Origin of the sequence: Streptomyces sp. ISL-12 (assembly GCF_018614415.1) — a bacterium.
Classification (GTDB): domain Bacteria; phylum Actinomycetota; class Actinomycetes; order Streptomycetales; family Streptomycetaceae; genus Streptomyces.
This window is the reverse complement of sequence record NZ_JAGGOO010000048.1, coordinates 1-19,555: the sequence shown is the minus strand read 5'-3', so window position 1 is coordinate 19,555 and position 19,555 is coordinate 1. Positions and strand designations below refer to the sequence as shown.

General features: G+C 68.5%; 29 protein-coding genes. 4 read left to right on the top strand and 25 right to left on the bottom strand.

The window, feature by feature from the left end; genetic code table 11:
* Positions 1–135: 135 nt before the first annotated feature.
* From J7I94_RS14110 to rpsJ, 23 genes are all read right to left on the bottom strand, one after another.
* On the bottom strand, positions 136–789 hold the full coding sequence (locus J7I94_RS14110) for an adenylate kinase (RefSeq protein ID WP_215167413.1): 654 nt from the start codon (positions 787–789) through the stop codon (positions 136–138).
* Entirely contained in the window at positions 789–2,102 is a 1,314-nt protein-coding gene (gene secY, locus J7I94_RS14105) for a preprotein translocase subunit SecY (RefSeq protein ID WP_215167412.1), read from the bottom strand. Before secY ends, J7I94_RS14110 begins: the two co-directional genes overlap by 1 nt.
* 241 nt (positions 2,103–2,343) lie before the next feature.
* Positions 2,344–2,799, bottom strand: coding sequence for a 50S ribosomal protein L15 (rplO, locus tag J7I94_RS14100; RefSeq protein ID WP_189417905.1), 456 nt, complete (start codon positions 2,797–2,799; stop codon positions 2,344–2,346).
* 2 nt (positions 2,800–2,801) lie between these two features.
* Positions 2,802–2,984: a 50S ribosomal protein L30 gene (gene rpmD, locus J7I94_RS14095; RefSeq protein ID WP_003974250.1), complete on the bottom strand. Its 183-nt coding sequence runs from the start codon at positions 2,982–2,984 to the stop codon at positions 2,802–2,804.
* A 2-nt stretch (positions 2,985–2,986) separates the two neighbouring features.
* Positions 2,987–3,592: a 30S ribosomal protein S5 gene (gene rpsE / locus J7I94_RS14090; RefSeq protein ID WP_108014598.1), complete on the bottom strand. Its 606-nt coding sequence runs from the start codon at positions 3,590–3,592 to the stop codon at positions 2,987–2,989.
* A 36-nt stretch (positions 3,593–3,628) separates the two neighbouring features.
* Positions 3,629–4,012, bottom strand: coding sequence for a 50S ribosomal protein L18 (gene rplR / locus J7I94_RS14085; RefSeq protein WP_215167411.1), 384 nt, complete (start codon positions 4,010–4,012; stop codon positions 3,629–3,631).
* A 3-nt stretch (positions 4,013–4,015) separates the two neighbouring features.
* Positions 4,016–4,555: a 50S ribosomal protein L6 gene (rplF, locus tag J7I94_RS14080; RefSeq protein ID WP_215167410.1), complete on the bottom strand. Its 540-nt coding sequence runs from the start codon at positions 4,553–4,555 to the stop codon at positions 4,016–4,018.
* Between the two features lie 24 nt (positions 4,556–4,579).
* Positions 4,580–4,978, bottom strand: coding sequence for a 30S ribosomal protein S8 (rpsH, locus tag J7I94_RS14075; RefSeq protein ID WP_007384075.1), 399 nt, complete (start codon positions 4,976–4,978; stop codon positions 4,580–4,582).
* A gap of 211 nt (positions 4,979–5,189) precedes the next feature.
* Complete coding sequence (locus J7I94_RS14070) at positions 5,190–5,375, bottom strand: type Z 30S ribosomal protein S14 (protein WP_003948630.1); 186 nt, start codon at positions 5,373–5,375, stop codon at positions 5,190–5,192.
* 5 nt (positions 5,376–5,380) lie between these two features.
* Positions 5,381–5,938: a 50S ribosomal protein L5 gene (gene rplE, locus J7I94_RS14065; RefSeq protein WP_030930495.1), complete on the bottom strand. Its 558-nt coding sequence runs from the start codon at positions 5,936–5,938 to the stop codon at positions 5,381–5,383.
* Entirely contained in the window at positions 5,938–6,261 is a 324-nt protein-coding gene (gene rplX / locus J7I94_RS14060) for a 50S ribosomal protein L24 (protein WP_003992365.1), read from the bottom strand. Before rplX ends, rplE begins: the two co-directional genes overlap by 1 nt.
* Before the next feature lie 2 nt (positions 6,262–6,263).
* Complete coding sequence (rplN, locus tag J7I94_RS14055) at positions 6,264–6,632, bottom strand: 50S ribosomal protein L14 (protein WP_003974257.1); 369 nt, start codon at positions 6,630–6,632, stop codon at positions 6,264–6,266.
* A gap of 97 nt (positions 6,633–6,729) precedes the next feature.
* Complete coding sequence (gene rpsQ / locus J7I94_RS14050) at positions 6,730–7,017, bottom strand: 30S ribosomal protein S17 (protein ID WP_189417909.1); 288 nt, start codon at positions 7,015–7,017, stop codon at positions 6,730–6,732.
* Positions 7,017–7,241 (bottom strand): 50S ribosomal protein L29, encoded by a 225-nt coding sequence (gene rpmC / locus J7I94_RS14045; protein ID WP_010036720.1) that lies wholly within the window; start codon positions 7,239–7,241, stop codon positions 7,017–7,019. The genes rpsQ and rpmC overlap by 1 nt, the downstream gene beginning before the upstream one ends.
* Positions 7,241–7,660 (bottom strand): 50S ribosomal protein L16, encoded by a 420-nt coding sequence (rplP, locus tag J7I94_RS14040; protein WP_190206087.1) that lies wholly within the window; start codon positions 7,658–7,660, stop codon positions 7,241–7,243. The genes rpmC and rplP overlap by 1 nt, the downstream gene beginning before the upstream one ends.
* A gap of 6 nt (positions 7,661–7,666) precedes the next feature.
* Entirely contained in the window at positions 7,667–8,503 is an 837-nt protein-coding gene (gene rpsC / locus J7I94_RS14035) for a 30S ribosomal protein S3 (RefSeq protein ID WP_215167409.1), read from the bottom strand.
* Positions 8,503–8,850: a 50S ribosomal protein L22 gene (rplV, locus tag J7I94_RS14030; RefSeq protein WP_019329637.1), complete on the bottom strand. Its 348-nt coding sequence runs from the start codon at positions 8,848–8,850 to the stop codon at positions 8,503–8,505. The genes rpsC and rplV overlap by 1 nt, the downstream gene beginning before the upstream one ends.
* Positions 8,851–8,892: 42 nt before the next feature.
* Positions 8,893–9,174, bottom strand: a complete 282-nt coding sequence (rpsS, locus tag J7I94_RS14025; RefSeq protein ID WP_132857210.1) for a 30S ribosomal protein S19 — start codon at positions 9,172–9,174, stop codon at positions 8,893–8,895.
* Between the two features lie 12 nt (positions 9,175–9,186).
* A complete protein-coding gene (gene rplB, locus J7I94_RS14020; protein ID WP_018543909.1) occupies positions 9,187–10,023 on the bottom strand; it encodes a 50S ribosomal protein L2 in 837 nt (278 codons plus the stop codon).
* Positions 10,024–10,063: 40 nt separating this feature from the next.
* A complete protein-coding gene (gene rplW, locus J7I94_RS14015; protein ID WP_215167408.1) occupies positions 10,064–10,483 on the bottom strand; it encodes a 50S ribosomal protein L23 in 420 nt (139 codons plus the stop codon).
* A complete protein-coding gene (gene rplD / locus J7I94_RS14010; protein WP_215167407.1) occupies positions 10,483–11,145 on the bottom strand; it encodes a 50S ribosomal protein L4 in 663 nt (220 codons plus the stop codon). Before rplD ends, rplW begins: the two co-directional genes overlap by 1 nt.
* 8 nt (positions 11,146–11,153) lie before the next feature.
* Entirely contained in the window at positions 11,154–11,798 is a 645-nt protein-coding gene (gene rplC / locus J7I94_RS14005; RefSeq protein WP_215167406.1) for a 50S ribosomal protein L3, read from the bottom strand.
* A 16-nt stretch (positions 11,799–11,814) separates the two neighbouring features.
* Positions 11,815–12,123 carry a 30S ribosomal protein S10 gene (gene rpsJ / locus J7I94_RS14000; RefSeq protein ID WP_003948644.1) on the bottom strand — a complete coding sequence of 103 codons (309 nt, stop codon included), beginning with the start codon at positions 12,121–12,123 and terminating at the stop codon, positions 11,815–11,817.
* A gap of 607 nt (positions 12,124–12,730) precedes the next feature.
* Here rpsJ and J7I94_RS13995 point away from each other — a divergent pair.
* Positions 12,731–13,996, top strand: a complete 1,266-nt coding sequence (locus tag J7I94_RS13995; RefSeq protein WP_215167405.1) for a glycoside hydrolase family 16 protein — start codon at positions 12,731–12,733, stop codon at positions 13,994–13,996.
* A 27-nt stretch (positions 13,997–14,023) separates the two neighbouring features.
* Here J7I94_RS13995 and J7I94_RS13990 read toward each other — a convergent pair whose 3' ends face one another.
* Complete coding sequence (locus J7I94_RS13990) at positions 14,024–15,196, bottom strand: acyltransferase (protein WP_215167404.1); 1,173 nt, start codon at positions 15,194–15,196, stop codon at positions 14,024–14,026.
* A 153-nt stretch (positions 15,197–15,349) separates the two neighbouring features.
* On the opposite strand from J7I94_RS13990, the gene J7I94_RS38330 reads away from it, so the two are divergent.
* Positions 15,350–16,207: a leucine-rich repeat domain-containing protein gene (locus J7I94_RS38330; RefSeq protein ID WP_251075133.1), complete on the top strand. Its 858-nt coding sequence runs from the start codon at positions 15,350–15,352 to the stop codon at positions 16,205–16,207.
* Between the two features lie 725 nt (positions 16,208–16,932).
* On the top strand, positions 16,933–17,358 hold the full coding sequence (locus J7I94_RS38325; RefSeq protein WP_251075132.1) for a hypothetical protein: 426 nt from the start codon (positions 16,933–16,935) through the stop codon (positions 17,356–17,358).
* A 2-nt stretch (positions 17,359–17,360) separates the two neighbouring features.
* On the opposite strand, the gene J7I94_RS13980 is transcribed toward J7I94_RS38325, so the two are convergent.
* Complete coding sequence (locus J7I94_RS13980) at positions 17,361–18,572, bottom strand: MFS transporter (protein WP_306522089.1); 1,212 nt, start codon at positions 18,570–18,572, stop codon at positions 17,361–17,363.
* Positions 18,573–18,662: 90 nt separating this feature from the next.
* Here J7I94_RS13980 and J7I94_RS13975 point away from each other — a divergent pair.
* Positions 18,663–19,555 (top strand): LysR family transcriptional regulator (locus tag J7I94_RS13975; RefSeq protein ID WP_215167402.1); only part of this gene is annotated, 893 nt, incomplete at its 3' end.

The following is a 19,555-nucleotide window of genomic DNA, read 5'->3' as shown; positions in this document are numbered from 1 at the left end:
ATCCGCGCCCATCCGTGCCGCCGGGCGGCACGGATGGGCGCGGACGGTACGCCGCCGGCGCCGGGCCGCGCGACGCCCTCCATACGACAGCCGCGGCCCGCCGGAAGGCGGACCGCGGCTGCACGCACGTAAAACCTACTGGTCCCGCTTGAGCGCCTCCAGCGCCCGCCCCGTGACCTCGTCGACCGCCCCCATCGCGGAGATGGTCACGACCAGCCCCTGCGACTTGTAGTAGTCGATGATCGGCTCGGTCTGCGTGTGGTAGACCTCCAGCCGCTTGCGCACGGTCTCCTCGGAGTCGTCGTCCCGCTGGTACAGCTCCCCGCCGCAGACGTCGCAGACGCCCTCCTTGGCCGGCTGCTTGTACGTGACGTGGAAGACGTGCGACGAGTCGTTGCGGCACACGCGCCGTCCGGCGATGCGCTTGACGACCTCTTCCTCCGGCGCCTCCAGGTCCAGCACCGCGTCGAGCTTCATGTCCTCGGTTTCGAGCAGCTCGTCCAGCGCCTCCGCCTGGGAGACGTTGCGCGGGAAGCCGTCCAGCAGGAAGCCGCCCTCGGCGTCGGGCTGCTCCATGCGGTCCTTCGCCATGGCGATGGTGACCTCGTCGGGGACGAGATTCCCCGCGTCCATGTAGGACTTCGCGAGCTTGCCCAGCTCCGTCTGCCGGCTGATGTTGGCGCGGAACAGATCACCCGTGGAGATGTGCGGGATGTGCAGCGTCTCGGCAAGGCGGGTGGCCTGCGTTCCCTTACCGGCACCCGGCGGCCCGACGAGGACGATTCGCATCAGCGGAGGAACCCTTCGTAATTGCGCTGCTGGAGCTGGCTCTCGATCTGCTTCACCGTCTCCAGTCCCACACCCACGATGATCAGGATGCTGGTACCACCGAACGGGAAGTTCTGGTTTGCCCCGAAACCAACCAACGCCATCGTCGGCACGAGAGCGATAAGACCCAGATACAGCGAACCCGGCCAGGTGATCCGGTTGAGTACGTAGCTCAGATACTCAGCGGTCGGTCGGCCAGCCCGGATGCCCGGGATGAAGCCACCATACTTCTTCATGTTGTCCGCGACTTCCTCGGGGTTGAAGGAGATCGCCACGTAGAAGAACGCGAAGAAAACAATGAGCAAGAAGTAAAGCGTGATGTAGATGGGGTGATCGCCCTGGACGAGGTTGGCCTCGATCCAGGTCTTCCAGCCGGACGTGCCGCTGGAGAACTGGGCGATCAGAGCCGGGATGTACAGCAGCGACGACGCGAAGATGACGGGGATCACGCCCGCCTGGTTCACCTTGAGCGGGATGTACGTGGACGTACCGCCGTAGGAACGGCGGCCGATCATCCGCTTGGCGTACTGCACGGGGATGCGGCGCTGTGCCTGCTCGACGAAGACCACCAGGCCGACCATGACCAGGCCGACCGCGATGACCGTGCCGAACTCGATCCAGCCGTCGGCCAGCGAGCCCTGCGTCTTGATGGCCCACAGGGCGGACGGGAAGGTCGCGGCGATCGAGATGAACATGAGGATCGACATGCCGTTGCCGATGCCGCGGTCGGTGATCAGCTCACCGAGCCACATGACGCAGGCGGTACCGGCGGTCATGCAGATCACCATGACGATGGTGGTGAAGATCGCCTGGTCGGGAACGATCTGGCCGGCGACGGTGCAGCCGGAGAACAGGGCGCCGCTGCGCGCGGTGGCCACCAGGCCGGTGCCCTGGAGGATGGCGAGTGCCATGGTCAGGTAGCGGGTGTACTGCGTGATCTTCGCCGTGCCGGCCTGGCCCTCCTTCTTCAGGGCTTCCAGGCGCGGGATCACGACGGTCAGCAGCTGCAGAATGATGCTGGCCGTGATGTACGGCATGATGCCGAGCGCGAAGACCGTGATCTGCAGCAGGGCGCCGCCGCTGAACATGTTGACCAGACCGAAGAGGCCCTGGTTGCCGGACGCCTGGTCCACACACTCTTGAACGCTCTTGTAGTCGACACCCGGGATGGGGATGTGCGTACCCACGCGGTACACGACGATGATCCCGAGCGTGAAGAGGAGCTTCTTGCGCAGGTCGGGCGTCTTGAACGCCCGGGCGAACGCGGTGAGCACGGTGCCTCCTGCGACCCCCGCGCTGGCGCGTCAAGGGTGACGGTCTTGAGGTTCGACTGACGACTTAATGAGTAACGGTCAACTGCCGCTCAGGGTGCCCCATGTGTGACACCCGTGAAAGTGGGCAGTTCCGGTCACCTTACCGGCGAGACCACTGCCCTTGGAACGACCAACCGGGGATACCCCATTTGTGGGGTATCCCCGGTCGGGATCGCTCAAGTCATCGAGACGCCTGTGGTGTTCAGACGAGCTCGGTGACGCTGCCGCCGGCGGCGGCGATCTTCTCCTTGGCGGAGGCGGAGGCCTTGTCGACCTTCACCTCGACCGCCACGGAGATCTCGCCCTCGCCGAGGACCTTGACCAGGCTGTTCTTGCGAACGGCGCCCTTGGCCACCAGGTCCTCGACCGTGACCTCGCCACCCTGCGGGTAGAGCTTGGCCAGCTTGTCGAGGTTCACGACCTGGTACTCGGTCTTGAACGGGTTCTTGAAGCCCTTCAGCTTCGGAAGACGCATGTGGAGGGGCATCTGGCCACCCTCGAAGCGCTCCGGAACCTGGTAGCGGGCCTTCGTACCCTTGGTACCACGACCGGCCGTCTTACCCTTCGACGCCTCACCACGACCCACACGGGTCTTGGCGGTCTTGGCGCCCGGGGCGGGACGGAGGTTGTGGATCTTGAGCGGGTTCTGCTCCGCCATGATCAGTCGACCTCCTCGACCGTCACGAGGTGGCGGACGGTGTGCACCATGCCGCGGAACTCGGGACGATCCTCCTTGACGACCTGCGTGTTGATGCCCTTGAGACCAAGGGAACGCAGGGTGTCACGGTGGTTCTGCTTGCTGCCGATGTAGGACTTGACCTGCGTAATCTTGAGCTGCGCCATGATTACGCACCCGCCCCGGCACGCGCACGGAGAAGAGCCGCGGGGGCGACGTCCTCGAGCGGCAGACCGCGGCGGGCCGCGACCTCCTCGGGACGCTGCAGGCCCTTGAGGGCCGCCACGGTCGCGTGCACGATGTTGATCGCGTTGTCGGAGCCGAGCGACTTCGACAGGATGTCGTGGATACCGGCGCACTCGAGCACGGCACGCACGGGACCACCGGCGATAACACCGGTACCGGGCGACGCGGGCTTGAGCAGCACGACGCCGGCAGCCTTCTCACCCTGGATCGGGTGCGGGATGGTGCCCTGGATACGGGGGACCTTGAAGAAGTGCTTCTTGGCCTCCTCGACACCCTTGGCGATGGCGGCCGGCACCTCCTTGGCCTTGCCGTAACCGACACCCACGGTGCCGTCACCGTCGCCCACCACGACCAGCGCGGTGAAGCTGAAGCGACGACCACCCTTCACAACCTTGGCGACACGGTTGATCGCGACGACGCGCTCAACGTATGCGGTCTTCTCGGCGGCAGCAGCGCCGCCGTCACGGCCCTTCCGGTCCCGCCGCTCGCCGCCACCGGCACCGCTTCCGCGGCGCTGGGGTCCAGCCATTGGATTACCTCTCTCTTTCCGCTAGCTACAAGCGGCTCAGAACTTGAGCCCGGCCTCGCGGGCGGCGTCCGCCAGGGCGGCGATGCGCCCGGCGTACTGGTTACCACCACGGTCGAACACCACGGCCTCGACACCGGCGGCCTTGGCGCGCTCGGCGACCAGGGCACCGACCTGCTTGGCCTGCGCGGACTTGTCGCCCTCGCCACCGCGGATCGAGGTGTCCAGGGTGGACGCCGACGCCACGGTGTGGCCCTTCAGGTCGTCGATGACCTGCGCCACGATGTGGCGGTTGGAGCGGGTCACGACCAGACGGGGACGCTCCGCCGTACCCGCGACACGCTTGCGGATGCGGATGTGACGGCGCTTGATCGCGGCGCGCTTGTAAGCGTCGCCCTTGAGGATCTTCTGCCCGTATGCCATGGCTTACTTACCCGCCTTTCCGACCTTGCGGCGGATGACTTCGCCCTCGTACTTGACGCCCTTGGCCTTGTACGGGTCGGGCTTGCGCAGCTTGCGGATGTTGGCCGCGACCTCGCCGACCTTCTGCTTGTCGATGCCCTCGACCGAGAAACGGGTGGGGGCCTCGACCTTGAAGGTGATGCCCTCGGGGGCCTCGACCAGGATCGGGTGGCTGTAGCCGAGGGAGAACTCCAGGTTCGAACCCTTGGCGACAACGCGGTAACCGACACCGCTGATCTCGAGCTTCTTCACGTAACCCTGGGTCACGCCGGTGATCATGTTCGCCACCAGCGTGCGGGACAGGCCGTGCAGGGCCTTGTTCTGACGCTCGTCGTTGGGGCGGGTGACGTTGAGCACGCCGTCCTCACCCTTGGCGATCTCGATCGGCGCCACGACGGTGTGGGTCAGCGAGCCCTTGGGGCCCTTGACCGAGACCGTCTGGCCGTCGATGGTGACGTCCACGCCGGCGGGAACCGCGATGGGGAGCTTGCCGATGCGCGACATAGCTGTTTCCTCCGTTCCCTTCCGCTACCAGACGTAGGCGAGGACTTCCCCACCCACGCCCTTCTTGCCGGCCTGCTTGTCGGTGAGGAGCCCGTGCGACGTGGAGATGATCGCCACGCCCAGGCCGCCGAGCACCTTCGGCAGGTTGGTGGACTTCGCGTAAACCCGGAGACCGGGCTTGGAGATCCGCTTGATGCCCGCGATGGAGCGCTCACGGTTGGGGCCGAACTTCAGCTCCAGGACGAGGTTCTTGCCGACCTCGGCGTCCTCGACCTTCCAGCCCGTGATGAAGCCCTCCTGCTGGAGGATCTCCGCGATGTGAGACTTGATCTTGGACGCCGGCATCGTCACGGAGTCGTGGTACGCCGAGTTCGCGTTCCGCAGACGCGTAAGCATGTCTGCGATCGGATCAGTCATGGTCATGAATTGGCCTTCGGCCTCTCTCGCCGGGGTTTCCTGGTGCGCCATCCCTCTCCCCGATCCGAGACGGGACGGGTGCGGCGCGGTGGACCTACGGCGTAGTAAGTCGTATGGGCACGACAGGCGCCCAACCCCACAAGCCTAAGGCATGCGAGGGTGGGCCCCTGCCGACCCAGTTGCTTACCGAGAGCCCTGGGGAGTCCCTGTAAGGGGACTACCAGGAGCTCTTGGTCACGCCCGGCAGCTCGCCACGGTGAGCCATCTCACGAAGGCACACGCGGCAGAGGCCGAACTTGCGGTACACGGAGTGCGGGCGGCCACAGCGCTGGCAGCGGGTGTAGCCACGCACACCGAACTTCGGCTTGCGAGCAGCCTTGGCAATCAGAGCCTTCTTCGCCATCTCGCTCACGCCTCCTTGAAGGGGAAGCCGAGGTGACGAAGGAGCGCGCGGCCCTCAGCGTCGTTGGTCGCCGTGGTGACCACGGTGATGTCCATACCCCGGACGCGGTCGATCTTGTCCTGGTCGATCTCGTGGAACATGACCTGCTCCGTGAGACCAAAGGTGTAGTTGCCACGGCCGTCGAACTGCTTGGGGGACAGGCCGCGGAAGTCGCGGATGCGCGGCAGCGCGAGCGACAGGGTGCGGTCCAGGAACTCCCACATGCGGTCGCCACGGAGCGTGACGTGGGCACCGATCGGCTGACCCTCGCGCAGCTTGAACTGCGCGATGGACTTGCGGGCCTTGGTGACGGCCGGCTTCTGACCGGTGATCGTGGTGAGGTCGCGAATCGCGCCGTCGATCAGCTTGGAGTCGCGGGCGGCGTCGCCCACACCCATGTTGACCACGATCTTGACGAGGCCGGGGATCTGCATGACGTTCTCGTACTTGAACTCGTCACGCAGCTTGCCCGCGATCTCCTCGCGGTACTTCGTCTTCAGACGCGGAGTGGTGGTGGTAGCCATCAGATGTCCTCACCCGTCCGCTTGGCAACGCGGATCTTGTTGCCTTCGTCGTCGAAGCGGTAACCGACGCGGGTCACGACCTTGTTGCCGTCCTTCTCCACGACCAGCTGGACGTTGGAGACGTGGATCGGCGCCTCGGTGGTGACGATGCCGCCGGCCTGCGAACCGCGAGCGGTCGGCCCGGCCTTGGTGTGCTTCTTGACCCGGTTGACACCCTCGACCAGGACGCGGTCCTCGCGGGGGAAGGCCGCGATGACCTTGCCCTGCTTGCCCTTGTCCTTACCGGTGATGACCTGGACCAGGTCGCCCTTCTTGATCTTCATGCTCACAGCACCTCCGGCGCGAGGGAGATGATCTTCATGAACTTCTTCTCGCGCAGCTCACGGCCGACGGGGCCGAAGATACGGGTGCCGCGAGGGTCGCCGTCGTTCTTCAGAATGACGGCGGCGTTCTCGTCGAAGCGGATGTACGAGCCGTCCGGACGGCGGCGCTCCTTGACGGTGCGAACGATGACCGCCTTGACGACGTCACCCTTCTTCACGTTGCCACCGGGGATCGCGTCCTTGACGGTGGCGACGATGACGTCACCGATACCCGCGTAGCGGCGACCTGAGCCACCGAGTACACGGATGGTGAGGATTTCCTTCGCACCCGTGTTGTCGGCGACACGAAGTCGCGACTCCTGCTGGATCACGTCTATCTCCTGATTGTCTGCCGGTTCCCCGGGGGCCGGTCAGCGACCGGCCCCCGGAGCCTGGCGGAACTGTCCTGCGGGTTTGCCCGCAGGAGAATTACTTGGCCTTCTCGAGGATCTCGACGACGCGCCAGCGCTTCGTGGCGGACAGCGGCCGGGTCTCCATGAGGAGGACGCGGTCGCCGACACCCGCGGCGTTCTGCTCGTCGTGCGCCTTGAGCTTGTTGGTACGGCGGATGACCTTGCCGTACAGCGCGTGCTTGACGCGGTCCTCGACGGCGACGACGACGGTCTTGTCCATCTTGTCGCTGACGACGTAGCCCTCACGGGTCTTACGGAAGCCGCGCGCCTCGGTGTTGTTCTCAGTCACGTTGCTCTCGCTCATCAGGCGCTCTCCACCGTCTCGATGCCCAGCTCGCGCTCACGCATCAGGGTGTAGATCCGCGCGATGTCCTTACGGACGGCCTTGAGCCGGCCGTGGTTCTCGAGCTGACCCGTCGCCGCCTGGAAGCGGAGGTTGAACAGCTCTTCCTTGGCCTCGCGGAGCTTGTTGAGCAGCTCCTCGTTGCCCAGCTCGCGCAGCTCGGACGCCTTGGTACCGGCCGACATCACGCTTCACCTGCCTCGCGCTTGACGATCTTGCACTTCATCGGCAGCTTGTGAGCCGCACGGGTCAGGGCCTCGCGCGCGATCTTCTCGTTGGGGTACGACAGCTCGAACATGACGCGTCCGGGCTTGACGTTGGCCACCCACCACTCCGGCGAACCCTTACCGGAACCCATGCGGGTCTCGGCCGGCTTCTTGGTGAGGGGGCGGTCCGGGTAGATGTTGATCCAGACCTTGCCGCCACGCTTGATGTGGCGGGTCATGGCGATACGAGCCGCTTCGATCTGGCGGTTCGTGACGTACGCCGGGGTCAGCGCCTGGATGCCGTACTCGCCGAACGCAACCTGCGTGCCACCCTTCGCCATACCACTGCGCTTGGGGTGGTGCTGCTTGCGGTGCTTGACCCTACGGGGGATCAGCATGACTGGTCAGGCCTCCGTTCCGGTGCTCTCAGCCGGAGCCGCAGCGGCGGGCGCGTCAGCCTTGGGGGCTTCGGCGGCCGGAGCCGACTGCTGCTGCGGCTTGCGACCGCGACCGCCACGCTCGCCACCGCGGCCACCACGGGCCGGGCGGTCGTTGCCACCACGGGCCGGGCGGTTGCCGGCGCGGGCAGCGGCGTTCTCGGCGCGGACCTCGGCGATGTTCTTGACGTCGCCCTTGTAGATCCAGACCTTCACGCCGATGCGGCCGAAGGTCGTCTTGGCCTCGAAGAAGCCGTAGTCCACGTTCGCGCGGAGCGTGTGCAGGGGCACACGGCCCTCGCGGTAGAACTCCGAGCGGGACATCTCGGCGCCGCCGAGGCGGCCACCGCACTGGATCTTGATGCCCTTGGCGCCCGCCTTCATCGCCGACTGCATGCTCTTGCGCATGGCGCGGCGGAAGGAGACGCGGGAGGAGAGCTGCTCGGCGACGGCCTGGGCCACCAGCTGAGCGTCCGTCTCCGGGTTCTTGACCTCGAGGATGTTCAGCTGGACCTGCTTGCCGGTCAGCTTCTCCAGGTCACCGCGGATGCGGTCGGCCTCGGCGCCGCGGCGGCCGATGACGATGCCCGGACGCGCCGTGTGGATGTCCACGCGGACACGGTCACGGGTGCGCTCGATCTCCACCTTCGAGATGCCGGCGCGCTCCATGCCGGACGTCATCATCCGACGGATGGCGACGTCTTCCTTGACGTAGTCCTTGTACAGCTTGTCGGCGTACCAACGCGACTTGAAGTCGGTCGTGACACCGAGCCGGAACCCGTGCGGGTTTACCTTCTGGCCCATTACCGGGTTCCTTCCTTGCTGCTGACGACCACGGTGATGTGGCTGGTCCGCTTGCGGATCCGGTAGGCGCGGCCCTGGGCGCGCGGACGGAACCGCTTCAGGGTCGGGCCCTCGTCGACGTACGCCTCGGAGATGTAGAGGCTGTCGGCGTCGGTGTGGTCGTAGTTGTGCGCGGCGTTGGCGATGGCGCTGTCCAGCACCTTGCCGACCGGCACGCTCGCGGCCTGCGGGGCGAAACGCAGGACCGCCTGAGCCTCCGTGGCGTCCATGCCACGGATGAGGTCCACCACGCGGCGGGCCTTCATGGGCGTGACGCGGATGTACCGCGCCTGGGCCCTGGCTTCCATGGTTGTCCCTTCGGTGTTAGTCATAGTCGATTCCACCCCGCCTTAGCGGCGCTTCGACTTCCGGTCGTCCTTGACGTGACCCCGGAAGGTGCGGGTCGGCGAGAACTCGCCGAGCTTGTGGCCGACCATGGACTCGGTGACGAACACCGGGATGTGGGTCTTGCCGTTGTGCACCGCGATCGTGTGGCCCAGCATGCTGGGGATGATCATCGAGCGACGGGACCAGGTCTTGATGACGTTCTTGGTGCCGGCTTCGTTCTGTGCGTCCACCTTCTTGATGAGGTGGTCGTCGACGAAGGGCCCCTTCTTCAAGCTACGCGGCATCTCAACCCGTCCTTAGCGCTTCTTGTTCGTCTTGCGGCGGCGGACGATGTACTTGTTCGACGCCTTCTTGGGCGAACGAGTACGGCCTTCCTTCTTGCCCCACGGGGACACGGGGTGGCGGCCACCGGAGGTCCGGCCCTCACCACCACCGTGCGGGTGGTCCACCGGGTTCATGACCACACCACGGACGGTCGGGCGAACGCCCAGCCACCGCTTGCGGCCCGCCTTGCCCCAGTTGATGTTCGACTGCTCGGCGTTGCCGACCTCGCCGACAGTGGCGCGGCAGCGGACGTCGACCAGGCGGATCTCACCGGACGGCATGCGCAGGTGGGCGTAGGCGCCCTCCTTCGCGAGCAGCTGCACGGAGGCGCCGGCGGAGCGGGCGAACTTCGCGCCGCCACCGGGGCGGAGCTCGATCGCGTGGATCGTGGTACCGACCGGGATGTTGCGGAGGGCCAGGTTGTTGCCCGGCTTGATGTCGGCCCCGGGACCGTTCTCGACGCGGTCACCCTGCTGCAGGTTGCGCGGGGCGAGGATGTAGCGCTTCTCGCCGTCGGCGTAGTGCAGCAGCGCGATGCGCGCGGTGCGGTTGGGGTCGTACTCGATGTGCGCGACCTTCGCCGGCACGCCGTCCTTGTCGTGCCGACGGAAGTCGATCACGCGGTAGGCGCGCTTGTGTCCGCCACCCTGGTGGCGAACGGTCACACGACCGGCGTTGTTACGGCCGCCCTTGCTGTGCAGCGGGCGAACCAGCGACTTCTCCGGCGTGGACCGCGTGACCTCGACGAAGTCGGCGACGCTGGCGCCACGACGGCCAGGAGTCGTCGGCTTGTACTTGCGGATTCCCATTTCTCAGTCCTCGTCCGATATCGGACGATCCGGACCTCCGTCAGGAGGTCGGACCGCCGAAGATGTCGATACGGTCGCCCTCGGCGAGGGTCACGATGGCGCGCTTGGTCGCGGCGCGCTGGCCGAAACCGGTGCGGGTGCGCTTGCGCTTGCCCTGGCGGTTGATCGTGTTGACCCCGGTGACCTTGACCGAGAAGACCGCCTGCACGGCCTGCTTGATCTGGGTCTTGTTGGCGCCCGGCGCGACGATGAAGGTGTACTTGCCCTCGTCGAGCAGCGCGTAGCTCTTCTCCGACACGACCGGCTTCAGCAGGACGTCACGGGGGTCCGTGAACGCCTTGCTCGCCGGGGTGACGACGGTGTTCTTGCCCTCGGCCTCGTGGCGACGTGCCTTGGCGACGCGCGCGGCCTTGGCGGCCTTGGCCGCCTTCGAGGCGATGCTCGGGTGACGCGTAGCCATCAGGCTTCGCTCCCTTCGGTGTCAGCAGCCGGCGACTTAGCCGTGCCAGACACGAAGGACTCGAACGCGGCCTGGGTGAAGACCACGTCGTCCGAGACGAGAACGTCGTACGTGTTCAGCTGGCCCGGCTCCAGGATGTGGATCTGGGGCAGGTTGCGGGCGGAGAGCCACGCGGCCTCGTCCGAGCGGTCGGCGACGAGCAGCAGGTTCTTGCGCTCGCTGATCTTGCCGAACAGCGTCTTGGCGGCCTTGGTGGAGATCTCGCCCTCGACCACGCCGGAGACGACGTGGATGCGGTTGTGACGCGCCCGGTCGGTGAGGGCGTGACGCAGGGCGGCAGCCTTCATCTTCTTCGGGGTGCGCTGCGAGTAGTCGCGCGGCACGGGACCGTGCACGACGCCACCACCGGCGAACTGCGGCGCGCGGGTCGAACCCTGACGGGCTCGGCCGGTGCCCTTCTGGCGGTACGGCTTCTTGCCACCGCCGCGGACCTCGCCACGCGTCTTGGTCTTGTGGGTGCCCTGGCGGGCAGCGGCCAGCTGTGCGACGACGACCTGGTGGATCAGCGGGACGCTGACCTTCTCGACGTCGAAGATCTCCGCGGGGAGCTCGACGGTACCGGCCTTGTCGCCCGCCGGCGAAAGGATGTCAACAGTGCTCATCGGTTACCTCAGGCCCCCTTGGCCGCGGTGCGGACCAGGACGAGGCCGCCGTTCGGACCGGGAACCGCGCCCTTGATGAGCAGCAGACCCTTCTCCGCGTCAACGGCGTGGACGGTCAGGTTCTGGGTGGTGACCCGCTCGTTGCCCATGCGACCCGCCATACGGAGGCCCTTGAACACGCGGCCCGGGGTGGCGCAGCCACCGATGGAGCCGGGCGAGCGGTGCTTGCGCTGGGTGCCGTGTCCGGCGCCGAGGCCCTTGAAGTTGTGACGCTTCATGACACCGGCGAAGCCCTTGCCCTTGCTCTTGCCGGTCACGTCGACCTTGACACCGGCCTCGAAGACCTCGGCGGTGACTTCCTGGCCGAGCGTGTACTCGGCGGCGTCGGCCGTGCGGATCTCGACGAGGTGGCGGCGGGGCGTGACGTCGGCCTTGGCGAAGTGGCCCTTGAGGGGCTTGTTCACCTTGCGCGGGTCGATCTCGCCGAAGGCGATCTGGACCGACTCGTAGCCGTCGGCGTCGTTCGTGCGGACCTGGGTGACGACGTTGGGGCCGGCCTTGACGACGGTGACCGGAACAACACGGTTGTTCTCGTCCCACACCTGCGTCATGCCGAGCTTCTCGCCCAGGATGCCCTTGATCTGCTTGGTCATCTTCAGATCACCGGCCTCAGAGCTTGATCTCGATGTCGACACCGGCCGGGAGGTCGAGTCGCATCAGAGAGTCAACGGTCTTGGGGGTCGGGTCGAGGATGTCGATCAGGCGCTTGTGCGTGCGCATCTCGAAGTGCTCGCGCGAGTCCTTGTACTTGTGCGGCGACTTGATGACGCAGTACACGTTCTTCTCAGTGGGCAGCGGCACCGGGCCCGCGACCGACGCACCAGTGCGAGTCACCGTCTCGACGATCTTCTTCGCCGAAGAGTCGATGACCTCGTGGTCGTAGGCCTTGAGCCGGATGCGGATCTTCTGTCCCGCCATGGCTACTTCGTAGTCCTGTCTCTCTAACGCTCTGGGACCCGGAGTTTCCTGTCCCCGTCTCCGACCCACGCGGTCGGGCGTGTCGCGCTCCCGCTGACACAGATGCCCCTACTTCGAACATCCCTGCTATGGGGAGTGCGGGCCCTTCCGGAACCGCGGACCGGGGGCGAAGACCCACCGGGCGCCTGGCCGGAACCCCGCATACGCTTCCCGAAAGATTCCCGTACGTCCGCCCCCGCACCTTCCGGTGCACTACCTGGGGCGACGAGTACTGTGGGACTCGCTTCCGGTCCTCCCGGCGGGAGGCGCGCAGCATCGGCACTCGACCGAGCAACCCCGCTAGTCTGCCATACGGGGCATCGAGGACGCCAATCGAGCCGACGACATTACCCCGCCGGCACCTCACCTCAAACCAGGCGGGCCGCGCCGCGCGCCTTAACTGGCCGTTAAAGGCCGCTTAAGCACTCTCACCCGAAGCTTATTACCCGGGGTAATCGCAGGTCAGAGCAGTGAGACCGGACTCGGGTCCACTAGTGCTTGTCATGACCAGCTCCCTAGCATGCCCGGCACGGCATCGCTCTCCCCCCATGAACGAGGTGTGCTCATCATGGCTGCTCATCGCGCCCGCAGATGGTCCCTGGGCGGACTGGTCCTGCTGGTGACCGGCGCGCTCGTCGTCGCCCTGCTCCTGACCACGTCGGGGCCCGGTACGCACCGGGCCGACGCGGCTCAGGCCGCGGTGACCTGGTCCGACGAGTTCGACGGCGCCGCCGGCAGCCGCCCGGACCCCGGCAAGTGGACGCTGGAGACCGGCGGCACGGGCAACGGCAACAACGAACTGCAGTACTACACGGACAGCACGTCCAACGCGGCCCTCGACGGCAGCGGCAACCTGGTCATCACCGCCCGCAAGAACACCGACAGCGGCCTCCAGTGCTGGTACGGCACCTGCCAGTACACCTCGGCCCGGCTGAACACCGCCAAGACCTTCACGCAGAAGTACGGCCGCTTCGAGGCCCGCGTCAAGGTGCCGCGCGGCCAGGGCGTGTGGCCCGCGTTCTGGATGCTCGGCGACGACCTGGGCAGCGTCGGCTGGCCGAACAGCGGCGAGATCGACATCATGGAGAACGTCGGCTACGAGCCCGGCATGGTCCACGGCACGGTGCACGGCCCCGGCTACTCCGGCAGCGGCGGCATCGGCGCGGCGTACACGCTGCCCGGCGGCAAGGCGTTCGCCGACGACTTCCACACCTTCGCGGTCGACTGGAGCCCCGAGGCGATCACCTGGTCGGTGGACGGGCAGACGTACAAGACGCTGACGCCGTCCGGGGTGAACGGCAACAAGTGGGTCTTCGACCACCCGTTCTTCCTCATCCTCAACTTCGCGGTCGGCGGCAACTGGCCCGGCAGCCCCGACTCCGCCACCGCCTTCCCGCAGACGATGACCGTCGACTACGTCCGGGTCTCCGCCGCCGGCTCCGGCGGTGGCGCCACCGGCGGGCCGATCAAGGGCATCGGCGGCATGTGCGTCGACGTGGCCGGTGCCTCCAGCGCCGACGGCACGCCCGTCCAGCTCCACGACTGCAACGGCGTCGCCGCGCAGCAGTGGACGCTGCCCGGCGACGGCACGGTCCGGGCGCTGGGCAAGTGCCTGGACGTGAGCGGCGGTTCGACCGCGGACGGCGCGGTGGTGCAGCTGTGGACCTGCAACGGCACCAAGGCCCAGCAGTGGACGTACACCGCGGCCAGGGACCTGACCAACACCGGCGCCGACAAGTGCCTGGACGCCAAGGACAACTCCTCGGCCGACGGCACCCGCCTGCAGATCTGGACCTGCGCCGGAACCGCCAACCAGAAGTGGACCATCGGCTGAGCCCCGGCCGGCGCCCGCCGCGGCTGCTCAGTCCCGGCGGGCGTCGGCCTCCCACAGCCGGGTGAAGGACCGGTCCAGCCCCTTCTTGAGCGCGCGGGCCACCGGGCGCTCCACCAGCCGGTGGACCAGCCAGCTCAGTACGCAGAACCCGGCGATCAGCACCACCACCAGCAGCCGGGGGTCCATCGTGTCCCGCAGCCGGCTGATCAGCGCCGTCCCCGCCGCGTAGTGCATCAGGTACAGCGGATACGTCATCGCACCCGCCGTCACCAGCCACTTCCACTGGATCCGGTCGGTGTGGCCGAGGGCGACGGCGGCCATGAAGAGCAGGAAGACGGTGTAGATCAGGAAGGCGCCGCGCCAGCCGGAGACGTGCTCGACCTCGTCGATGCGTTTCCCCAGCTCCAGCTGGCCCATCAGCCAGGCCGTGCCGAGGATGCCCCACAGCAGCAGGTCGGGACCGAAGCGGTGCATCAGGTACAGGGCGAGTCCGGCGATGAAGAACCAGGCGCCGTCCGGGTTGGCGACCAGTTCCAGCAGCGGCAGGTCGGAGACCGGCGCCAGCATCGCCACGGCGCCCCACACGCAGCAGAAGGCGACGACCCTGCGGTACGTCAGCCCCATCGCGACGACGACCAGGAACAGCAGGTAGAAGCGCAGCTCGGACCAGAGGGTCCAGTAGACGCCGTCGACGTTCGGCACGGCCGAGCCGGACTGGAGCATGGTGAGGTTGAGCAGGACCTCGCGCACCTTGAGGCGCTCCCACACGCCCGGTACGGCGACCAGGACGGCCGTGGTGAACAGGACCGCGAACCAGTACGCCGGGTAGAGCCGGATCACCCGGGAGACGAAGAACTGGCGGGGCGTGCGCCCCCAGCTCGACATGCAGATCACGAAGCCGCTGATCACGAAGAAGATCTCGACGCCGATCCAGCCGTAGGTGCCGACGTGGTGCACCGTCGGCATGATGTCGCCGACCGGCCGGCCCCAGATGACGTTGCCCGGCCGGTCGGTCCGCTCGGTGCCGGCGAAGTGGTGCAGGGCCACCATCAGGGCTGCGACGAGACGGATGCCGTCGATCACGTACAGCCTGCGCCCCGCGCCCCGTCCCCCGGCCGTGCCCGTCCCGCGCGTCCCGTGGCGTGCCGAGGAGCGCTGGGCGGGGACGGTCGCGGTGAGCGGGGGCAACGGATGTCTCATCGTTCCAGACAAGAACAGTGTTCACAGTGAGCGGTAGGGGTTTGGGACAGCTGTCGCCAAGCTCCCTCACAGAGTTGGCGGGGAGTTCACCTACGGGCGCCGCTCCGGCCGTTCCGGGTGTGCCGTGTCACACCCGCCCCCTAGGGTTCGCGCATGCCTTCGAATGACGGTTCCCACAACGCCATCGGTTCCCGAGTCGCGTACTGGAGCGGGCGGTTGGAGACGGCCACCCGCGCCCAGGCCCGCTCCGCCTTACGGGAGTTGGTGCGGATCTCCGACGACGGGGCGGCGCTGGAGCTGGCCGCGCGCTTCGCGCCGGTCGCCGAGCTGTCCTCGGACTCGCTGCTGCAGCTGTGGTGGGGGTCCGCCGCCGACGAGGACGGCTTCGCCGCCGCCGTGCTGGCACCGGCGTTCCGCCGTGAGGGCCGTACCGTGCTGCGGCTGACCCGCATGGTCACGCTGACCGGGCTGCGCCACCTGACCACGCTGCGCAAGCTGGAGCTGGAGAGCAGCAAGGACATCACCGACCTCACGGAGATCGGCGCGCTCACCGGCCTGACCTCCCTCGGGCTGTACGGCTGCGCCAAGGTCGAGGACATCTCCCCGCTCGCCGCCCTCACCGGCCTGACCGGCCTCGACCTGCGCGGCTGCGCCAAGGTCGAGGACCTCACCCCGCTGAGCGCCCTCACCGAGCTGACCCGGCTCGACCTGCACCGCTGCCGCGCCGTGGCCGACACGGCGCCCCTGCTGACCCTCGGCCGCCTGCGCGACCTGGACCTGAGCATGACGCGGGTGACGTCGGTCGCCGGTTTCGGCGCGGCCTTCCCGCTGCTTGAGCGGCTGAACCTGCGCGGCTGCCGGTCCTTCAAGACCCCCGCCGAGCTGTCCGGACTGACCCGGCTCACCCGGCTGGACCTCGGCTGGACCGGCATCCGCGACCTGACCGGCCTGGCCGACGTCCCCGACCTCTTCGCGCTCGACCTGGCGAGCTGCAAGCCCTGCGCGACCTGACCGGCGTCGCCGCGGCCCCGAACCTGTCCGAGCTGGTCGTCGAGGACTGCCCCCGCTTCCAGAGCTTCCGCGGGCTCGGCCACCACCCCCGGCTGACGACCCTCAGGGTCAAGGGCTGTCCGGCCCTGCGCGACCTGACCGGCGTCGCCGCGCTGACCGGCCTGACGGACCTGCGCGTCGAGGGGGGCGAGGGACTCGTCTCCGTCGCGGGCGTCGGCCCGCTGCCCTCCCTGGAACGGCTCGTCCTCCTCGGCTGCACCGCGCTGGAGGACTTCGCCGACCTGGCCCTCCTCCCCGGTCTGCGCCACCTCCACCTGACCGGAACCGGTGCGCTGCGGAACCTCGCCCCGTTCGCCGCGCTCACCGGCCTGCGGACGCTCAGCCTCGGCACCTGCCACGGGCTGGCCGACCTGACCGGCCTCGGCGTCCACCCCGAGCTGACCCGGTGCTCCGTCCAGCAGGCCCCCAGCCTGCGCACCGTCGGTGACCTCGACGGCCTGCCGGCCCTGCGCGAACTGGAGCTGACCGGCGTCCCCTCCCTCACCGGCCTCGGGCGGCTGAACCGGCTGCCCTCCCTCAGTCACGTACGCGTCTGGGACTGCCCGGCGCTCACGGACCTCGACGCGCTGGCCGGCGCCCCGGTCACCAAGGTCGACCTGTCGGGCTGCCGGGCACTCACCGACATCAGCGGGCTGTCCGGCACCCCGCTCACCGAGCTGAGACTGATGGACGCCCCGGGCCTGCCCGCACTGCGCGGCCTGGAGAACTGCCCCGGCCTGCGGAAACTGGATCTCCGGCGGACCGAGTCCCTGACGGAGCTGCCCGAAGCCGGTTCCCTCACCGAACTCTCCCTGTCCCACCTGCCGTGGCCGGACCTGTCCCCGCTGACCGCTCACCCCTCGCTCCGGAAGCTGGAGCTGGGGACCATGGAGAAGCTGACGGACATCAGCGCCCTGACCGCGCTGCCCGCCCTCGCCGAGATCGACTTCATCGATCTCCCCCTCCTCACGGACACCGGCCCCCTGCTCGACGTGGAGTCGTTGCGCCGTGTCAAGAGGTCGCGCCAGATGCGCGCGCAGGCGCTGTCGGACCGGCCCGACCCCGTCCTGGCCGAGCTGGAGACCCGCGAGGTGACCGTCGACTGGCACTGACCTCACGGCCGCCGCCCGGCCCCGCCGTCCGGCGCCGGGCGGCGGGGCAGCAGCAGCGGGGTCGCCAGCAGGAGTACGCCGGCCAGACCGACGGCCGTACGCGGCCCGAGCAGCCCGCCCAGTACGCCCCACAGGGCGGTGAGCAGCGCGGTCGAGCCCCTGGTCGTGACCGTCCAGGCGGTCAGCGTGCGGGTGACCCGGTCGGCCGGGGTCCGCTGGAGGCGGTAGGTGGCGTGGACGGGGTTGAAGACCCCGCAGCACAGGATCAGCCCGAACTCGACCCCGGCCACCACCAGCAGCCCACCCGCCCCCGGCCCGACGAAGGCCAGCCCGACCGGCCAGAGAGCGCGCGACGCCCCCGCCCCGACCAGCACCCGGTACGGCCCGAACCGCCGGACGAGCGGCCGGGCGAGCCGTGCCCCGAGCAGCCCGCCGATCGAGGGCGCGGCGAAGGCCAGCCCGTACTCCCACGGCGCGAACCCGAGCGGCCCGAGCATCAGCACGGCCAGCAACGGCGAGGTGGCCATCACCAGCCCGTTGAACAGCGCGGTGTTGAGGAACAGCGCCCGCAGCGCCGCGTCGGAGACGATGAACCGCCACCCGTCGAACAGTTCCCCCGCCCGCATCCGCGCCGCGGCCTCCGGCCTCCGGGGCAAGGCGTCCCGCCCTCCCCGGCCCATCGCCCGGATACCCAGCGCGGACAGCAGATAGCTGACCGCGTCGGCCGCGACGGTCACCACCGGCCCGAGCACCCCGATCACCGCACCGCCCAGCGGCGGCCCGACGATCGTGGCCGACCAAGTGGTGGCCTCCAGCCGCGCGTTGGCGACGAGCAGTTCCTCCCCGTCCAGCACCGCCTTCAGATACGCCCCGGAGGCGGCCCGGAACCCGATATCGCCCACGGCGACGACTGTCGCTACCACCACCAGTTGTACGAAGGTCAGCACGCCGACCCCGTACGCGACGGGTACCGTCAGCAGCGCCACGCACCGCACCAGATCCATCCCGATCAGCACCGGCCGCTTCCGCCGGAACTCCACCCACGGCCCGAGCGGCACCGCCACGGCCGCGCCCACGGCGGTCCCCACGGCGGACAGCGCGGCGACCTGGGCCGGTCCAGCATGCAGTACCTGCACGGCGATCAGCGGAAACGCCCCGAAGGCGAGCCACGTCCCGAGCGCGCTGGTCCCGTACGCCGCCCAGAGCCATCCCATGCCGACATCAAAGCGATCGGGAAGCGCCGGCATCAAACAACCCGGACACCCTTCCCCCACAACCCCTGGTTGTACGACTACGGTGTCGTCATGGACCTCGCCACCGTCCGGACCTTCGTCGCCGTCGCCGACGCGGGACAGTTCCAGGAGGCCGCCGCCGTGCTGGGCCTCACCCAGCAGGCCGTCTCCAAACGCGTCGCCGCGCTGGAGCGGAGCCTCGGCGTCCGGCTGTTCGTCCGTACGCCGCGCGGCGCCGACCTGACCATCGACGGACGGGCCTTCCTCCCCCACGCCCGCGAGCTGCTGCGCGTGGCCGAGCGCGCGGAGGCGTCCGTCCGCGCCGACCGCCGCCCCCTGCGCGTCGACGTCCTCACCTCACGCAGCGCGCAGTCCCGCCTGATGCGCGGCTTCCACGAGGCGCACCCCGAGATCGACCTCGACGTGATGACGATCTTCGGCATCGACACGGCCGTCACCGCGCTCCGCTCGGGCGCGCTCGACGCGACGTTCCGCGCGGTGGCGGCACCCGGCCGGCCGCTCCCCGATGACATCGCGTCGGTCCGCGTACTCGACGAGCCGTTGCACCTGCTGACCGGCCCCGACCACGCCCTGGCCGACGCCCGCTCGGTGCGTCTCGCCGACCTCGCCGGCCACCGGATCTGGATGCCGGGCGTCGTCCCGGGCACGGAGTGGGCCGCGTACTACGACGACCTGGTCGCCGAGTTCGGCCTGACCATCGAGGCGACCGGCCCCAACTTCGGCAGCGACGCGCTGCTCGACACCATCGCCGACACGCCGACCCTGGCCACGTTCATGGGCGCCCGCACCCGCCTGATCTGGCCGACGGGCCACGACCTGCGCCTCATCCCGGTGACCGACCCGACCCCCGTCTACCCACACTCACTCCTCTGGCACCGGGACAATGCCCACCCGGGGTTGGAGGTGCTGCGGGGTCACCTCGCGGGCGGGGAGAGGGGCGGGGG

What these genes read in the sequence shown, in the direction of transcription:
- J7I94_RS38330 (WP_251075133.1), top strand. Translation starts at nt 15,350, where the DNA reads ATGCCTTCGAATGACGGTTCCCACAACGCCATCGGTTCCCGAGTCGCG.
- rplW (WP_215167408.1), bottom strand. Translation starts at nt 10,483, where the DNA reads ATGGCTACGCGTCACCCGAGCATCGCCTCGAAGGCGGCCAAGGCCGCC.
- rpsQ (WP_189417909.1), bottom strand. Translation starts at nt 7,017, where the DNA reads ATGAGCGAGAGCAACGTGACTGAGAACAACACCGAGGCGCGCGGCTTC.
- rplF (WP_215167410.1), bottom strand. Translation starts at nt 4,555, where the DNA reads ATGTCGCGCATCGGCAAGCTCCCCATCGCGGTTCCCGCCGGCGTGGAC.
- rpmC (WP_010036720.1), bottom strand. Translation starts at nt 7,241, where the DNA reads ATGTCGGCCGGTACCAAGGCGTCCGAGCTGCGCGAGCTGGGCAACGAG.
- J7I94_RS14070 (WP_003948630.1), bottom strand. Translation starts at nt 5,375, where the DNA reads ATGGCGAAGAAGGCTCTGATTGCCAAGGCTGCTCGCAAGCCGAAGTTC.
- rplV (WP_019329637.1), bottom strand. Translation starts at nt 8,850, where the DNA reads ATGGAAGCCAGGGCCCAGGCGCGGTACATCCGCGTCACGCCCATGAAG.
- rpsC (WP_215167409.1), bottom strand. Translation starts at nt 8,503, where the DNA reads ATGGGCCAGAAGGTAAACCCGCACGGGTTCCGGCTCGGTGTCACGACC.
- rplX (WP_003992365.1), bottom strand. Translation starts at nt 6,261, where the DNA reads ATGAAGATCAAGAAGGGCGACCTGGTCCAGGTCATCACCGGTAAGGAC.
- rpsH (WP_007384075.1), bottom strand. Translation starts at nt 4,978, where the DNA reads ATGACCATGACTGATCCGATCGCAGACATGCTTACGCGTCTGCGGAAC.
- rplR (WP_215167411.1), bottom strand. Translation starts at nt 4,012, where the DNA reads ATGGCATACGGGCAGAAGATCCTCAAGGGCGACGCTTACAAGCGCGCC.
- rplE (WP_030930495.1), bottom strand. Translation starts at nt 5,938, where the DNA reads ATGGCTACCACCACCACTCCGCGTCTGAAGACGAAGTACCGCGAGGAG.
- J7I94_RS13980 (WP_306522089.1), bottom strand. Translation starts at nt 18,572, where the DNA reads ATGGGATGGCTCTGGGCGGCGTACGGGACCAGCGCGCTCGGGACGTGG.
- rplO (WP_189417905.1), bottom strand. Translation starts at nt 2,799, where the DNA reads ATGGCGGAGCAGAACCCGCTCAAGATCCACAACCTCCGTCCCGCCCCG.
- rpsS (WP_132857210.1), bottom strand. Translation starts at nt 9,174, where the DNA reads ATGCCGCGTAGCTTGAAGAAGGGGCCCTTCGTCGACGACCACCTCATC.
- J7I94_RS38325 (WP_251075132.1), top strand. Translation starts at nt 16,933, where the DNA reads ATGGACGCCCCGGGCCTGCCCGCACTGCGCGGCCTGGAGAACTGCCCC.
- J7I94_RS13995 (WP_215167405.1), top strand. Translation starts at nt 12,731, where the DNA reads ATGGCTGCTCATCGCGCCCGCAGATGGTCCCTGGGCGGACTGGTCCTG.
- rpmD (WP_003974250.1), bottom strand. Translation starts at nt 2,984, where the DNA reads ATGGCGCAGCTCAAGATTACGCAGGTCAAGTCCTACATCGGCAGCAAG.
- J7I94_RS13990 (WP_215167404.1), bottom strand. Translation starts at nt 15,196, where the DNA reads ATGAGACATCCGTTGCCCCCGCTCACCGCGACCGTCCCCGCCCAGCGC.
- rpsJ (WP_003948644.1), bottom strand. Translation starts at nt 12,123, where the DNA reads ATGGCGGGACAGAAGATCCGCATCCGGCTCAAGGCCTACGACCACGAG.
- rplD (WP_215167407.1), bottom strand. Translation starts at nt 11,145, where the DNA reads ATGAGCACTGTTGACATCCTTTCGCCGGCGGGCGACAAGGCCGGTACC.
- rplP (WP_190206087.1), bottom strand. Translation starts at nt 7,660, where the DNA reads ATGCTGATCCCCCGTAGGGTCAAGCACCGCAAGCAGCACCACCCCAAG.
- rpsE (WP_108014598.1), bottom strand. Translation starts at nt 3,592, where the DNA reads ATGGCTGGACCCCAGCGCCGCGGAAGCGGTGCCGGTGGCGGCGAGCGG.
- rplC (WP_215167406.1), bottom strand. Translation starts at nt 11,798, where the DNA reads ATGACCAAGCAGATCAAGGGCATCCTGGGCGAGAAGCTCGGCATGACG.
- rplB (WP_018543909.1), bottom strand. Translation starts at nt 10,023, where the DNA reads ATGGGAATCCGCAAGTACAAGCCGACGACTCCTGGCCGTCGTGGCGCC.
- J7I94_RS14110 (WP_215167413.1), bottom strand. Translation starts at nt 789, where the DNA reads ATGCGAATCGTCCTCGTCGGGCCGCCGGGTGCCGGTAAGGGAACGCAG.